The 15,762-nt window shown below is 68.9% G+C and carries 8 protein-coding genes; 3 read left to right on the forward strand and 5 right to left on the reverse strand.

The genetic code is table 11. From position 1 onward, the window contains the following. The 5 genes from DFP85_RS03485 to DFP85_RS03505 form a co-directional block, all read right to left on the reverse strand. On the reverse strand, window positions 1-3,740 hold a 3,740-nt coding region (locus DFP85_RS03485), incomplete at its 3' end, for a retention module-containing protein (protein WP_166644591.1). Between the two features lie 167 nt (window positions 3,741-3,907). After that, the gene (locus DFP85_RS03490; protein WP_133634942.1) at window positions 3,908-4,513 is read right to left on the reverse strand and encodes a response regulator transcription factor; all 606 of its coding nucleotides are present in this window, start codon (window positions 4,511-4,513) and stop codon (window positions 3,908-3,910) included. Beyond that, window positions 4,513-5,940, reverse strand: a complete 1,428-nt coding sequence (locus DFP85_RS03495; RefSeq protein WP_133634943.1) for an HlyD family type I secretion periplasmic adaptor subunit — start codon at window positions 5,938-5,940, stop codon at window positions 4,513-4,515. Before DFP85_RS03495 ends, DFP85_RS03490 begins: the two co-directional genes overlap by 1 nt. Further along, a complete protein-coding gene (locus tag DFP85_RS03500; protein ID WP_133634944.1) occupies window positions 5,940-8,111 on the reverse strand; it encodes a type I secretion system permease/ATPase in 2,172 nt (723 codons plus the stop codon). The genes DFP85_RS03495 and DFP85_RS03500 overlap by 1 nt, the downstream gene beginning before the upstream one ends. Before the next feature lie 90 nt (window positions 8,112-8,201). After that, on the reverse strand, window positions 8,202-10,109 hold the full coding sequence (locus DFP85_RS03505) for a TolC family outer membrane protein (protein ID WP_133634945.1): 1,908 nt from the start codon (window positions 10,107-10,109) through the stop codon (window positions 8,202-8,204). Window positions 10,110-10,544: 435 nt separating this feature from the next. Between DFP85_RS03505 and DFP85_RS03510 the strand changes: the two genes are divergently transcribed. The 3 genes from DFP85_RS03510 (at window position 10,545) to DFP85_RS03520 (ending at window position 15,694) form a co-directional block, all read left to right on the forward strand. After that, window positions 10,545-10,826, forward strand: coding sequence for a hypothetical protein (locus tag DFP85_RS03510; RefSeq protein WP_106231644.1), 282 nt, complete (start codon window positions 10,545-10,547; stop codon window positions 10,824-10,826). Window positions 10,827-10,980: 154 nt separating this feature from the next. Beyond that, window positions 10,981-12,456, forward strand: a complete 1,476-nt coding sequence (thiI, locus tag DFP85_RS03515; protein ID WP_133634946.1) for a tRNA uracil 4-sulfurtransferase ThiI — start codon at window positions 10,981-10,983, stop codon at window positions 12,454-12,456. A gap of 118 nt (window positions 12,457-12,574) precedes the next feature. Then, window positions 12,575-15,694 carry a transglycosylase domain-containing protein gene (locus DFP85_RS03520; RefSeq protein ID WP_133634947.1) on the forward strand — a complete coding sequence of 1,040 codons (3,120 nt, stop codon included), beginning with the start codon at window positions 12,575-12,577 and terminating at the stop codon, window positions 15,692-15,694. Window positions 15,695-15,762: the final 68 nt, after the last annotated feature.

A 15,762-nucleotide genomic window follows, 5' to 3' on the forward strand; every position in this document is an offset into this window, starting at 1 on the left:
GCGAAGCTGTCGAGGTAGCCGCCGTCGGTGGCGTCGGCGACGCTGTCGTTGTCGACGGTGCTGTCGAGCGTGTAGCTGTAGCTGAGGGTGCCGCCGGCAGCATCACCGCTGAAGCCGGTCAGCGTCAGCGTGCCATGATCGCTGGTCAGCGTCAGCGGGGTGCTGGCGGACAGGCCCTGCAGGTCGGCCAGCGACAGGCTCTGGCCACCCACGCTCAGGCTGCCCAACTCGTCCAGAGCAGTGAAGCTGAAGGTGCCGCTCTGGGTCAGCGCGGCAGCCTCGGGGCTGGAGCCCGCCGGCAGGTTGGCCTCAGCCACGGTCTGCTCGGCGCCTTCGGCGCTGAGCCCGGTGAGGGTCACGCCGTCGTCCTGGCCGGTGATGGTGATGGTCAGACTGGCGGTACTCTCATCGCCGTCGGCGTCGGTCAACGTATAGCCGAAGGTCTCGGTCAGCGTGTCGCCCTCGCCCAGCGCCTGGACCGCGGCCAGGCTGTTGTCGAGGCTGTAGCTCCAGGTGCCATCGCCATTGTCGGTGAAGGTGCCATAGCTGGCCTGGGTGTCGCCGAAGGCCACACTGGCGGGACGGTCGGCGCCCAGGGTGTCGTTGGCGAGCACGTCGCCGGTCAGCGCCGTGGTGGTGTCCTCGGCGATGCTGGCGCTATCGTCCCCGGCCTCGGGCTCGCTATCCCGGACCTGGATATCGAGGCTATCACTGGCGGTCTCGCCGGCCAGGTCGGTCACTACAAGGCCAAAGGAGTCGACGATGCTGTCGTCGCCACCGCTGTGGTCCTCGGCATTGCCATCCTCGGTGTAGTCGTAGCTGATCACACCGGTGGCGGCGTCGAAGCCGGTGATCACCAGAGTGCCGAAGCTACCAGCCAGGGTAACCGGGTTGGTAGCACTGGCATTGGTGATGTCCTGACCGCCGGCGGTCAGGGTGGCAATACCCGCTTCGGCGGTGACAGTGGCGGTGCCACTGACGGTGTTGCCGGTGGCTTCTACCACGTTGTTGTCGGCACCGGTCAGACTGCCATCAACGTCCTCGACCACGATAGTCGGCGGGCCGTCGGTCTGGCCATCGATGGTGATGGTCAGGCTGGCGGTACTCTCATCGCCGTCGGCGTCGGTCAGCGTATAGCCGAAGGTCTCGGTCAGCGTGTCGCCCTCGCCCAGCGCCTGGACCGCGGCCAGGCTGTTGTCGAGGCTGTAGCTCCAGGTGCCGTCACCGTTGTCGGTGAAGGTGCCGTAGCTGGCTTGGGTGTCGTCGAAGGCCACACTGGCGGGACGGTCGGCGCCCAGGGTGTCGTTGGCCAGCACGTCGCCGGTCAGCGCCGTGGTGGTGTCCTCGGCAATGCTGGCGTTGGGATCATCTTCCGCGCTGGGCGTATCGTCGACGATCCGGATATCGAGCGCGGCGCTGGCACTGCTGCCGTCGGCATCGGTGATGCTGACCGCGAAGCTGTCGAGGTAGCCGCCGTCGGTGGCGTCGGCGACGCTGTCGTTGTCGACGGTGCTGTCGAGCGTGTAGCTGTAGCTGAGGGTGCCGCCGGCAGCATCACCGCTGAAGCCGGTCAGCGTCAGCGTGCCATGATCGCTGGTCAGCGTCAGCGGGGTGCTGACGGACAGGCCCTGCAGGTCGGCCAGCGACAGGCTCTGGCCACCCACGCTCAGGCTGCCCAACTCGTCCAGAGCAGTGAAGCTGAAGGTGCCGCTCTGGGTCAGCGCGGCAGCCTCGGGGCTGGAGCCCGCCGGCAGGTTGGCCTCAGCCACGGTCTGCTCGGCGCCTTCGGCGCTGAGCCCGGTGAGGGTCACGCCGTCGTCCTGGCCGGTGATGGTGATGGTCAGGCTGGCGGTACTCTCATCGCCGTCGGCGTCGGCCAACGTATAGCCGAAGGTCTCGGTCAGCGTGTCGCCCTCGCCCAGCGCCTGGACCGCGGCCAGGCTGTTGTCGAGGCTGTAGCTCCAGGTGCCATCGCCATTGTCGGTGAAGGTGCCATAGCTGGCCTGGGTGTCGCCGAAGGCCACACTGGCGGGACGGTCGGCGCCCAGGGTGTCGTTGGCGAGCACGTCGCCGGTCAGCGCCGTGGTGGTGTCCTCGGCGATGCTGGCGCTATCGTCCCCGGCCTCGGGCTCGCTATCCCGGACCTGGATATCGAGGCTATCACTGGCGGTCTCGCCGGCCAGGTCGGTCACTACAAGGCCAAAGGAGTCGACGATGCTGTCGTCGCCACCGCTGTGGTCCTCGGCATTGCCATCCTCGGTGTAGTCGTAGCTGATCACACCGGTGGCGGCGTCGAAGCCAGTGATCACCAGAGTGCCGTAGCTACTAGCCAGGGTAACCGGGTTGGTAGCACTGGCATTGGTGATGTCCTGACCGCCGGCGGTCAGGGTGGCAATACCCGCTTCGGCGGTGACAGTGGCGGTGCCACTGACGGTGTTGCCGGTGGCTTCTACCACGTTGTTGTCGGCACCGGTCAGACTGCCATCAACGTCCTCGACCACGATAGTCGGCGGGCCGTCGGTCTGGCCATCGATGGTGATGGTCAGGCTGGCGGTACTCTCATCGCCGTCGGCGTCGGTCAGCGTATAGCCGAAGGTCTCGGTCAGCGTGTCGCCCTCGCCCAGCGCCTGGACCGCGGCCAGGCTGTTGTCGAGGCTGTAGCTCCAGGTGCCGTCACCGTTGTCGGTGAAGGTGCCGTAGCTGGCTTGGGTGTCGCCGAAGGCCACACTGGCGGGACGGTCGGCGCCCAGGGTGTCGTTGGCCAGCACGTCGCCGGTCAGCGCCGTGGTGGTGTCCTCGGCAATGCTGGCATCGGCATCGTTCGCTGCCGCGGGCCCGTCATCGGTGATGGCGACCACCAGGGTCGCGGGGGCGGAGACATCGCCGTCATCGTCGGTCACGCGCACGGCGAAGGTGTCGGCCAACTGGTCGGCCTCGCCGGTCTCGCCCTGAGCCGGGTGATCGATGCTCTGGTCCAGGGTGTAGGTCCAGCTGCCGTCGGGGTTGACGCTCAAGGTGCCGTACTCACCCACGATAGTGCTGCCTTCGGCACCGACGGCGACCCAGTTGCCCTCGGCATCCTGCACCTCGATCAGCGCCAGCAGGTCGGTGCCGGTGTCGATCTGGAACGTGCCCGAGGTCGTCAGGGTGCCGCCGCCGCTGCCTTCCGGCAGGGCCGACTCCCAGACCGTGTCGCCATCCCCGTCGAGGTCGATGGTGTCGACGGTCGGGAACGAATCCCGCTCATCCTCGAGCGCCGGCTCCTCAACTGCCTGTCCCTCGACCTCGGGGATACCCCCGAGGGATGCCAGGCCGTACTCGTAGGAGAGCGGATTGACGTTCTCGGTGATGCGCGCGAGACGCACGAAGTCATGCCCGCCGCCTTCACCGCCGGCGCCCCCGGCACCGGCCGCGGTGGCATCCAGGTCCTCGAGCAGGTCCCCCTCCCCCTCGTCGATTGCCGTGAGCAGGGCCTCCAGGTCCTCGTCCTGGGCGCTCGCCTCCTCCGCGGCCACCGGCTGTTCGGCATCGAGGTCGGAGGTCATGACGACCTCCTGCCCCCCGTCGATCACTGTGGGGTCGAGGCTGTCGGCGAAGTCGAGCTCCACCCGGCCATTGTCCGAGGTGACGAGCGTCTCGCCCTCCTGCAGGGTGTCCCCCACCCGCAATTCGCGAAGGTTGCCGGCCTCGTCACGTGCCCAGGCCTGGCCGCTGATGGAGATGATGGTTGCGATGGTCATGAGATGACTCCCTGCATACGAAGCGCGCGTGATGCCGCCTACGGAAGAACGGGTTATATGATCAAACTAGGCCAGGTTCCGGGGAAGGAATATTGTACTGTTGGGCAGGGCAGCGCCCTGCCATTGACCTGGGTCAAGCCAATGGCCATCTCAGGTGCAACCTGGGCTCAAACCGCTTCCCGCTGGGACAGGCGAAGGATCAGCTGGAGCCGGTCGCGCACGCCGAGCTTGCGGAAGATGGCGCCGAGGTGCGCCTTCACGGTCCGCTCGGTGATCTCGAGCCGGCGCGCCACCTCCTTGTTGCTCTGCCCTTCCGCCACCGCTAGCGCCACCGCCCTTTCGCGATCGGTCAGCCCGGAGAGGGTCTCGTCCTGGTGCTGCGACTCCCCGCCCAGGGCCCGGTAGGCCCCACCCATCACCTGGGCCAGCAGTTCCGGGGGCACCCAGATCCCCTGGTGGCGGGTTACCAGCGCCATCTGGCGCAGCAGCTCGGGGGCCGAGAGCGCATGGCCGTAGCCCCGGGCACCGGCATTCATGGCCCGCAGCGCCTCCCGCGAGCTGGGCATATAGCTCAGCACCTTGACGGTGGCCCCGCGGGCGGCGAGCAGGGAGACCAGGCCCTGCCAGCCCGCAAGGTTGCTCATGACCCACACGCCGTCGCCGGACCCGGCCTGGGCGCGGGCCTGTTGTGGCGTGACCAGGCGCGCCTCGTCGAAGGCCGCACGCCAGCGCGGGATCTCGTCAGGCCCCTGACAGACGAAGAGCTCTGTCATCATCGTTCTCCCATGGAATTGTCCCAGGCCCGCAGCACGGGCTTGAGCAGGTACTGCATCACGGTTCGCTTGCCGGTCATGATGTCCACCTGGGCGGTCATGCCCGGGATCACGTCCAGTTCCTGGTGCATCTGGGCGTCGTCTGCCGTCCGCACCCGCACCAGGTAGAAGGTGTTGCCCTCGTCATCGGTGATGGTGTCGGCACTGATATGGTCGAGTTCGGCCTCGATCCCGCCGTAGATGGCGAAGTCATAGGCGGTAAGCTTGATGGTCGCCGGCTGCCCGGGGCGCAGGAAGGCAATATCCTGCGGCGCGATGCGCGCCTCCACCAGCAGGGCGTCGTCGGTGGGCACGATGTCGACCACCTCCTGGCCCGGCTGGACGACCCCGCCGAGGGTCGTGATGCCAAGGCGCTGGATCACGCCATCCACCGGCGAGCGGATCTCCGACAGCCGCACACGGTCCTGCAGTCCGGCGCTGGACTCGTCCAGGGCCGCCAGCTCACCCAGGGTCCGCGAGAGCTCGGTGCGCCACTCGTTGCGGGCTTCCAGCTCGACCTCACGCAGCTGGGCCTGGGCCTCCTCGATTGCCGACTGCAGCCGCTCCACCTGGGCTGCGGCCTGGGCGCGATCGCCGCTGGCCCGGGAGACCTCCCGCTGGAGCCTGAGCACCTCGACCTCGGACACGGCGCCGGACTGCAGCAGCGGCCGGGTGAGGTTGAGCTCCTGGCTGGCCATGCCCAGCTCCCTGGCGGCGGTATCGCGCCGCGACTGGGCCTCCTCGAGCTCGGCGCGCCGCTGGGAGAGGCGCTCCTGCAGGATGCTCTTCCCCTCGGCCAGCTTGTCGAGGCCGTTCTCGTAGAGCTCGCGCTCCTGGTCGACGATCTCGGGGGCCTTGTCGACCAGCTCCTCCGAGGGGGTGAACGGCGACCCGGTGGCCAGGGCCCGCAGCCGCTCTGCCCGTGCCTGGAGCGACTGCGCCTTGGCACGGTTCTCGCGGTAGTTGGAGACGAAACGGGTGGGGTCGATGCGCATCAGCAGCTCACCGGCGTCGACGCGCTGCCCCTCCTCGACCAGGATCTCCTGGACCACCCCGCCATCGAAGGACTGTACCCGCTGCAGTTGACTCGAAGGGATCACCCGCCCCGTGCCGCGGGTCACCTCGTCGATGGAGGCGAACCAGGCCCACACCAGCAGGGCGGCGACGGCCAGCACCACCACATAGAGGAAGCCGCGCGCGCGGATCGGGTCCTGCTGCAGGCGGGCCCAGTCGGCGTCGCTCGCCCAGTCGCGGCTCAGGTGCGCCGCGGTGACGCGCTTGGCAAAGAGCCGGTCGATGAAGGGCCGGAAGGGCCTGCCACCCGCCTCGGAGAAGCGGCCGATGGCCTCGAAGCCCTGCTGCTCGGCGGTCTTGTCCGGGGCTGCCATCAGCTGGCCCTCCCGATCTGGCCCTTGCGCAGGGCTTCCACCACCTTGTCCCGCGGGCCATCGGCCACCACCTTGCCGGCATCGATGACCAGGATGCGATCGACCAGCGAGAGCAACGAGGTGCGGTGGGTCACGACGATCAGGGTCTTGCCCTGGCCGTAGGCCTTGAGGTTGGCCTTGAAGGCCTCCTCGCTGGCATGGTCCATGGAGCTGGTGGGCTCGTCGAGCAGCAGGATGCGCGGGTCATGGACGAGCGCCCGGGCGATGGCCACGGCCTGGCGCTGGCCGCCGGAGAGCATCTGGCCACGCTCGCCCACCGGCAGGTCGACGCCCTGGGGGTGCGCGTTGACCAGGCTGTCGAGGCCGCTCAGCCTGATGGCGCGCAGCAGCGCCTCGTCATCGACCCCGTCGCTGCCGCCTCCGGCGATGATGTTGTCGCGCAGCGAGCCGAAGAACAGGCTGACATCCTGGGGCACGTAGCCGATATGGCGGCGCAGCTGGACGGGGTCGAACTGGCGGATGTCAACGTCGTCGATCATCACCGCCCCGGCGGTGGGCTGGTAAAGCCCCAGCAGCAGCTTGTTGAGGGTGGTCTTGCCGCAACCGACGCGTCCCAGCAGCGCCACCCGCTCGCCCGGCTCGATGGTCACCGAGACGTCATGCAGGGCCTCGCGCTCCGCCTCAGGGTAGTGGAAGGAGACCTTGTCGAAATGGATCTCGCCACGCACCACCGGGCGGTCGATGAACGTCTTGCCATCGGGACGCTCCACCGGCCGCTCCATCACCGCATTGAGCGACTGCAGCGCCGTGGAGGACTGGTGGTACTGCGCCAGCAGCGCCGCGGCCTGGCTGATCGGGGCCATGGCTCGCGACGACAGCAGGTAGGCGGCGATGAGGCCGCCCTGGGTCAGGTTGCCCTCGATGATCTGGTAGACCCCGATGATGATCACGCACACGGCGACGCTGTGCTGGGCCCAGAGGGCGACGCTGGATACCGAGGAGCTCACCAGGCGCAGCTGTGCTGAGGTGCGCGACAGGAAGGCCGAGGCCTTCTCCCAGGTGCCCTGGATGCGGCTCTCGGCCCGCAGCGTCTTGACCGTCTCCAGGTTCGAGAGCGACTCGACCAGGGTGGCGTTGCGCTGGGCCCCCACCCGCCAGGTGGTCTCCGAGAGCTCATGGAGCTTGCCCTGGGCGGCCATGGCATAGAGCAGCACGAAGACGATGCCTGCCAGCACCGGGATCACCAGCGGCGGGCCGATCAGCGCGATGATCCCCGCGAACATCAGCACGAAGGGCAGGTCGACCAGCGCCACCACCGTGGCCGAGCCGATGAAGGCGCGCACCGACTCGAAGGACTGCAGCGTCGCCGCGAAGGAGCCGGTGGAGGCCGGCCGCGCCTCCATGCGCAGCCCCAGCACCCGGGCCATGATCGACGACGACAGCTTGACGTCGGCGCGGCTGGCGGCCAGGTCGACGAAGGCGTTGCGCATCAGGCGCAGGGCCAGGTCGAAGCAGAGCACGATGAAGATCCCCGCCGAGAGCACCCAGAGCGTCTCGGTGGCATGGTTGGGCACCACCCGGTCGTAGACGTTGAGCACGAACAGCGGCATCGCCACCGCGAAGAGGTTGATCACCACCGAGCCGGCGATGACGTCGCGGTAGAGCCTGCGGTTCTCGCGGATCACGCCCCAGAACCAGTGGCGCGAGCGCTGCCGGTTGACCTCGGGCCCGCGGGCGTCGAAGCGGAAGCGCGGTCGCACGTAGATGGCCTGGCCGCTGTAGCTCGCCTGCAGGCCATCCAGGCTCACCTCGGTCTCGGCATCGCCCAGCTCGGGAAAGATCACCCTCGCCTTGCGCGCCTTGAGGTCGAGGGCCACCAGCACGCAGGCGCGCCCCGGCTCGAGCAGCAGGACGGCGGGAAACAGGGCGGGATTGAGCTGCACCAGGCGACTCCGGATGATCCGGGCGGTGAGCCCGGCGCGGGACGCGGCGCGAGCGAAGACGCCAGGGGTCAGGCGCCCCTCCTCCAGGGGAAGACCGGCGGTCAGCGACTCGGCCGTGACCGCATGGCCATGGACCTGCGCGATGGTCTGCAGGCACTCGAGCAACTCGTCATGCACGGCCGACCGGGAGGGACCCGGTCCCGGGTCCAGATCTTCTTTCTGCGACACAACCACCTCGAGAATCGATACGCCCCGCCGCAATCACGGCAGGGCGAGGCAAGCCGGCAGGCCGCGCCTGCCGGCGTGATGCGTCATGGGTCAGCCGCTCACCGCATGGCTACCGTCGAAGGCGCGCCCGCTGAGATCCAGGTTCTCGCCGACCCGCTCCAGGGTCACCTCGACACGACGGTTCTGGCGGCGGCCTTCCACCGTGGCATTGCTCGCCACCGGCTGGCGCGAGCCATAGCCGCGCGTCTCGACCAGCCCCTGGTCGACCCCCTGGCTCACCAGGTAGCCCGCCACACTCTCGGCGCGCGCCCGGGAGAGCGGTTCGTTGATGGCATCACTGCCGGTGATGTCGGCATGGCCGGCGATGAAGACCCGGGCGAGGTTGTCCTTGCCGCGGATCTCGGCGGCCAGGGCGTCGAGCTCGCCGCGCGCCTCGGCGGAGAGCTCGGCACTGTTGATCTCGAACAGGGCATCGGCCGAGAGGGTGACGTCCGGCGCCCGGGCCGGCGCCTCGATGCCGCCGGTGAAGTCGGCCAGGGTGAAACCCCGGGGGCCCTGGGTCGGGCAGATCACCTCGGGGTTGATCTCCACCCCGTCGCTGCCCAGCTCGGCGAGGGTCGGCAGGTCGTCGCGCCGCACCTCGAGGGTCTGCATCAGCTGCCCCATGGCGGCCAGGGTGCGGGCATCGGCCAGCGCAGCGTCATACTGGGCATTGGCGTAGGCGCGACTGGCCTCGAAGTACTCGTTCTCGCTGTCCAGCACGTCGAGCAGGGTGCGCTGGCCAATGTCGAACTGCTGCTGGTAGGCGCCACGCACCCGGTCGATGGACTGGCGGTGCTCGTTGAGGTACTGCAGCTGCTCGCGCAGGCGATGGGTATCGTTGTAGGCAATCTGGGTGGTCTGGCGCACGTCGACGCAGGCCTTCTCGCGAAGGTTCACGGCCTGCTCGACCCGGTCGCTGGCGGCGCGGAAGGAGGCCCGGTCGCTGCCGCCGCGATAGAGGTTCATGCTGGCCACCAGCTCGATGCTGTGGCGATCCCGGTGCTCGCCGTCGGCAATCACGTCGTAGTTGCCGTCGCTGTTCTCGTAGGTGCCGGTGCTGCCGCGCAGGTCGAGGCGCGGCTGGAAGGCCGAGCGGGTACCACGCTGCTCGGCGCGGGAGGCCTCGATATTCTCGATGGCGGCATGGAACTCGGGGTTGCCCTGGAAGGCCAGGTCCAGTGCCCGGCCCACATCCGCCGGCAGGCGATCGTCCAGCTCCGGGGCCGGGGCCAGGGTCTCCGCCGGCAGGTCGCCGACGATGCGCTGGTAGCGCGCGGTCACGTCATGGAGGTTGGAGGCCTCGGTCATCAGGTTGGACTCGGCCAGCGCCAGGCGGCCGCTGATCTGTTCCAGGTCGACCCGGCGCCCCGCTCCGGAGATCACGCGCGCCTCGATCTGGTTGTAGACCCGCAGGTGCTCGCGATAGTTGTCCTGGGCCAGGCGTACCAGCTCCCGGTAGCGCTGCACGTCCAGGTAGGCCCGCGTCGCCTCCAGGGCGACCTCCTCGCTGGCGCCCAGCAGCTCGTAGTAGCGCACCAGCTCGGCGCGGTCGAGGCGTTCGACCTCGCTGGCCGTGGCGAAGCCGTCCCAGAGCATCTGGGTGATGGTCAGTTCGGCATAGCTGGTGTCGTAGCTGCCGCGAGTGTCGAGCTGACGATCCTCCACGCCGATACCGGCCGAGACATCGACGCTGGGGAGATAGTTGCCGCGCGCCACCCCGATATCGTTGCCGGAGGCACGAAAGCCGTTCCAGGCGGCCTGAACCTCGGGGTTGGTGGAGATCGCCTGCTGGACCACCTGGCGCAGGTCGGTACTCCCCGGGGTCGCCAGGCCCGCCGGCAGTGACTGGGCCACGGCCGAGGCGAGCGGCAGCAGGGCCAGGGAGGTGCCAAGGGCCAGGCTGCCGGCAAGGCGACGAACACGGGTGCTGCTCACTGGATCGGTAATGCGTTTCATGGGTGTTCCCTTTCATGATGGCAAGGGCCTGGTATCTCGGCGACCGGGCTTGCCAGGAAATGAGGTGATCTTCTTGTTATGGCGGGTCCCATGGGGCCGTATGACAGGCCCATGGCGCTTCCCTTCCCGACTTCCTATGTCGACCACCCCGAGGCGCCCCATCGGCCAGGCCCAGGGTCGGTCGAAAGCGTCAGACACCTCATGCCATTTCATGATGTGTCGCTTTGTAATCCAGCGTAACCGAATAGGAAGATTTGTCCACTGCTGGAGAGTGCGCAGCGGGCAGGAGGAGACCGACACTTGATGTAGGACAAGACCGACAAGGCGCCACCGCCCCGGCCACGACGGCACCTACACCGGCCGGCCACGCCGGGCGGCAAACGTGGTATCGTCTGACCGGTCCCCGAAACGGCATGGTCACCCAAGGAGAACGTCATGGCCTCATCGGAAATCCAGAAGACCCGCGTGATCAACGAGCTGCGGGGCTTCATCAAGAAACTTCTGCAGGACCCGAAGATCCTCGAGCAGTCGCTGGAGATCACCCGCCGCCAGCTCGGCGAGCCGGGCGAGGGGGACGTGATGGCGCGGATCGCCAACGAGATCTCCGACACCACCAGCGTGCACATCCCCGAGGATCCCCAGGAGCACTCCGAGGCCGACCGGCTCTTCCTTGAGCTGCTCAAGGAAGTGGTCAAGGAGGAGCAGGCGCTCTACTGACGCCCGGCCCGCCCCGCTACCCGGCCCTCTCCCGGCCACGCGCCGGGAGAGCAACGTCAGCGACCTGCACGCCCCCCATTACGGGGCCGGGCCTGCCCTTGGTCGCCCGCCCTTGGTAGAATGGGGCGCACATTGTTGCTGCTGTTCCTGTCGAATGACCTACCTGCTCAAGCTCCACCCCGAGATCACCATCAAGTCCCGTTCCGTGCGCCAGCACATGACCCGCTGCCTCGCCAGCAACGTGCGCAACACCCTGCGCCAGCTGGAGGAAGGCGTGCGCGTCAAGGGTGGCTGGGACGCCCTGCTCGTGAGCCTGCCCGACGCCCTTCCCGCCGGCCGTGTGGAAGAAATGGAGGACACCCTGGCCCGGATCCCTGGCATCCATGAGATTCTGGCCACCGAGGCGGTGCCCTGCGGCTCGCTGGACGAGGCCGCCGCCTGGATCGTGCCGCACTGGAAGGCGGCCATCGCCGGGCGCCGCTTCCGGGTCCGGGCCAAGCGCCGGGGCGATCATGACTTCTCCTCCATGGATCTCGAGCGCCGCCTGGGCAGCGCCCTGCTCGCGGCCGATCCCACGGCACGGGTCGACCTCAAGCACCCCGAGGTCGTGGTGTCGGTGGAGCTGACCCACCGACGGCTGCAGCTGATCCGCTCGCGCCGCCCGGGCCTGGGGGGCTATCCGCTGGGGGTTCAGGGCCAGGCCCTGGCGCTGGTCTCGGGTGGCTTCGACTCGCCGGTGGCGGCCTGGCGGATGCTGCGCCGCGGCATCAAGACCCACTACCTCTTCTTCAACCTGGGCGGACCGGCCCACGAGAGCGGCGTGCGGGAAGTCACCCACCACCTCTGGCAGCGCTACAGCGCCTCCCACAACGTCGACTTCACCTCGGTGCCCTTCGAGGGGGTGGTCGCGGAGATCCTGCGGACCATTCCCGATGGCCTGATGGGCGTGATCCTCAAGCGCATGATGGTACGCGCGGCCAGCCGCGTGGCCGCCCGGTCGGGGATCCCGGCGCTGGTCACCGGGGACGCCATCGCTCAGGTCTCCAGCCAGACCCTCACCAACCTGGCGCTGATCGATGCCGCCAGCGAGCTGCCGATCCTGCGGCCGCTGGTCACGGAGGACAAGCAGGAGATCATCGACACGGCCCGCCGCATCGATACCGCGCGCTTCGCCGAACAGATGCCCGAATACTGCGGAGTCATCTCGCGCCGTCCCCACACCCGGGCGCCTGCCGACAAGGTGCTCGCCGCCGAGGCCGAGTTCGACTTCGGGGTTCTCGATGCCGCCATCGAGGCCGCCGCCGTGACCCGCGCCAGCCGCCTGCTGGAGGACCAGCGGCAGCCCGGCGAGGTGACCGTCGTCGACTCGCTGGCCAGCCTGGCCCGGATGCCGGCGGTCAGCGTGATCGACATCCGCCCCCCGGACGAGCGCGAGGCGGCACCGCTCGAGCTTCCCGAGATACCCTGCCTGGCGATCCCCTTCTACGAGTTGCAGGACCAGGCGCAGACGCTGCCCGGCGACCGCGACTACCTGCTCTACTGCGACCAGGGGGTGATGAGCCACATGCAGGCGCTGCACCTGAAGGATCGCGGCATGGACCACTTCGGCGTCCTTCGCCACGCCTCCTGAACCCGGGGCAGGCACAACTCGTGGAGATTTTCTCCTGCCCGACTGATCCACTTTCCCCGGCATCCGGCTACGCTACAAAAGGATACAATCTGCAAACGGATCTTGCCGGGGGTGGCACATGGGCGGGGATGACTCGGCGTCACGGGGAAGCGGCGACCGGCAGGCTGACGGCACCATCGGCCGCGAGGCGCCACCGGCGGGGCAGGCCCCGCCGCCTCGCAGGCTCCTGCGTCACCGGGGGCTGATCCTTCTGGCGCTGCTTGCCATCACGCTCGCCACCCTGCTGGTCGCCGAGGCCAGGACCTCCCACCTCCAGTCCCAGGAGCTCTCGCGCTATGCCGCCACCCTGCGCTATACCCTGGCGCCGGGGCCAAGCCCGTATATCCAGTTCCCGCACCACGGCCCCTTCGACCAGCGACTGGGCTATACCCGGCTTCCGGAGATCCAGCAGCGACTGCTCGCCGACGGCTATGCCATCGAGCGCCAGGTGCGCTTCTCTCAGCCACTGCTGGAATACACGCAGCGCGGCTTCTTTCCGCCCTATACCGAGAAGACCCGGAGCGGGCTGACGCTCGAGGAGTGCCGCGGCGGCACCCTCTACCACTTTCGTCATCCGCAGCGCCACTACCCCCACTTCGACGCGGTACCACCGCTGGTCCTGCAGGTGCTGCTCTACATCGAGAACCGCCAGCTGCTGGATGCCGACACCCCCAGGGCCAACCCTGCGGTGGACTGGCCACGCTTCATCAAGGCCGCGTTCTCCCAGGCGGGACGCGCACTGGACCTGACCGGCCAGGCCGCCGGCGGCAGTACGCTGGCCACCCAGGTCGAGAAGTATCGCCACTCCCCCGACGGACTGACCGCCTCGCCCATGGAGAAGCTGCGCCAGATGGTCTCGGCCAGCGTACGCGGCTACCGGCACGGCCCGCAGACGCTCGCCGCACGCCAGGACGTGGCGCTGGACTACCTCAACTCGGTGCCGCTCTCAGCGGCCCCCGGCTATGGTGAGGTCCATGGCCTGGGGGATGGCCTGTGGGTGTGGTTCGGCGCCGATTTCGACGACGTCAACCGCCTGCTGGTGCCGACCTTCAATGCCCCGGACAGCCTCGCCGCCCAGGGCCTGGCGCTGCGCCAGGTGGTGGCCCTGATGATCGCCCAGCGTCGTCCCTCCTGGTACCTGAACAGCGGCCACCAGTCCCTGGAGTCACTGACCGACAGCCACCTGCGACTGCTCGCCGACGAGGGCCTGGTGACACCGCCCCTGCGCGACGCCGCCCTGGACCATCGCCTGACCTTCCGCGACTTCGCCAAGGAGCCGGTACGCCTGCGGGTCGACCACGACAAGGGCCTGCAGGTGGCCCGCCAGCGGCTCGGCCGCCTGGTGGGCCTGTCCTTCTACGACCTCGACCGGCTGGACCTCTCGGCACGCACCACCCTGCACGGTGACCTCCAGCGCCAGGTCAGCGAGTATCTGCAGCGACTGGTCGACCCGGCCTTCGCGAGCGAGGTCGGGCTGCTGGGCGAGCGCATGCTGTCGCCCGAACGGGCCGCCGACGTGCGTTACAGCTTCACCCTGCTCGAGCGCGACGCCACGGGCTTTCGGGTGCGCGTCCAGACCGACACCACCGGCCAGCCCTTCGACATCAACGAAGGCAGCAAGCTGGAGCTCGGCTCCACCGCCAAGCTGAGGGTGCTGGCCACCTACCTGGAGGTGATCGCCGAACTGCACGGCCGCCATGCCGGCATGCCGGTGGAAGCCCTTCGCCGGGTCGAACTGGATCGGCAGGACGTGCTGAGCCGCTGGGTGATCGACCGACTCATCGCCGAGCCCGGCATGGGCCTTCGCCCCCTGCTCGAGGCCGCTATGCAACGTCGCTACTCGGCCAGCCCCCACGAGGCCTTCTTCACCGGCGGTGGCCGCCATACCTTCGGCAACTTCCGCCGCGAGGATGACGGCCGCCACCCCGGCCTCGATGATGCCCTGCGCGAATCGCTCAACCTGCCCTTCGTGCGCCTGCTGCGCGACCTGGTGCACCATGTGATTCATCAGGGCGAGAGCCGCCGCCAGCTGCTCGAGGACGATCATGACCCGCGTCGGCAGGCCTACCTGGCGCACTTCGCCGACCGCGAGGGCCAGGTCTTTCTCCAGCGCTTCTGGCGCAAGTACCAGGGGAACTCGCGCGATGAACGCCTGGCCCGCTTCCTCGACGGCCTGCGCCCCACGGCGTCCCGGCTGTCAGCCGCGCACCGCTACCTGTTTCCCGACGCCGACCGCGATGCCTTCGCCGCCTTCCTCGCGGCCAGGCTGCCTGGCGAGGCGCTTGGCGAACGACGCCTCGAGGCGCTCTACCGCGACCACGCGCCGGGCAGGCACGGCCTCAACGACCAGGGGTACATCGCCGGGGTGCACCCGCTGGAGCTGTGGCTGGTCGGCTATCTGCTGGACCAGCCCGAGGCGGGGTTGCGCGAGGTCATCGCGGCGAGCCACCAGCAGCGCCAGGAGGCCTATGGCTGGCTGTCCAGGACACGTCACCGCAGCGCCCGCGACGTGCGCATCCGCACCATGCTCGAGGTGGAGGCCTTCGACGAGATCCACCGCCGCTGGCAGCGCCTGGGCTATCCCTTCGACCAGCTGGTGCCATCGCTTGCCACCGCCGTGGGAAGCTCCGGAGACCGTCCCGCCGCACTGGCCGAACTGATGGGGATCATCCTCAATGACGGCGTCCGCCTGCCGGTGCTGCGCATCGACGAGTTGCACTTCGCGGCGGATACCCCCTACGAGACACGCTTCGTTCCCGCCGGCTCTCGCGCCCGGCGCGTCATGGCCCCGGAGGTCGCCGCCGTGCTGCGCGAGGCCCTCGCCCAGGTCGTGGCGGGCGGGACCGCCCGCCGCCTGCAGGGCAGCTTCACCCTCGCGGATGACGCCCCGCTGGTGATGGGCGGCAAGACCGGCACCGGCAACAACCGCATCGAGACGGTGACCCGCAGCGGCCAGGTGATCGACTCCCGCGCCCGCAATCGGACCGCCACCTTCGTCTTCCACCTGGGCGAGCACCACTTCGGCACACTCACCGCCTACGTGGCCGGCAGTCAGTCCGACGACTTCCGCTTCACCTCGGCACTGCCCGTCCAGGTGCTCAAGGGGATGGAACCCTTGCTGGCCCCCTACCTGGCCCCTGGAGCCGCCGGCCGATGCCGCTCCCCCGAGGCCGAGGAAGGGCAGCTGGCGATGCGCTGAACGCCAGTGGGAACCTGCACAACCGCCAGAGAGACCACGGCCCGGCAGGTCGCCTGCCGGGCCGTGGT

Source organism: Halomonas ventosae (assembly GCF_004363555.1).
Taxonomy (GTDB): Bacteria; Pseudomonadota; Gammaproteobacteria; order Pseudomonadales; family Halomonadaceae; genus Halomonas; species Halomonas ventosae.

Coding starts and splice junctions, on each gene's coding strand:
- DFP85_RS03490 (WP_133634942.1), bottom strand. CDS start 4,513: ATGACAGAGCTCTTCGTCTGTCAGGGGCCTGACGAGATCCCGCGCTGG.
- DFP85_RS03495 (WP_133634943.1), bottom strand. CDS start 5,940: ATGGCAGCCCCGGACAAGACCGCCGAGCAGCAGGGCTTCGAGGCCATC.
- DFP85_RS03505 (WP_133634945.1), bottom strand. CDS start 10,109: ATGAAACGCATTACCGATCCAGTGAGCAGCACCCGTGTTCGTCGCCTT.
- DFP85_RS03510 (WP_106231644.1), top strand. CDS start 10,545: ATGGCCTCATCGGAAATCCAGAAGACCCGCGTGATCAACGAGCTGCGG.
- thiI (WP_133634946.1), top strand. CDS start 10,981: ATGACCTACCTGCTCAAGCTCCACCCCGAGATCACCATCAAGTCCCGT.
- DFP85_RS03520 (WP_133634947.1), top strand. CDS start 12,575: ATGGGCGGGGATGACTCGGCGTCACGGGGAAGCGGCGACCGGCAGGCT.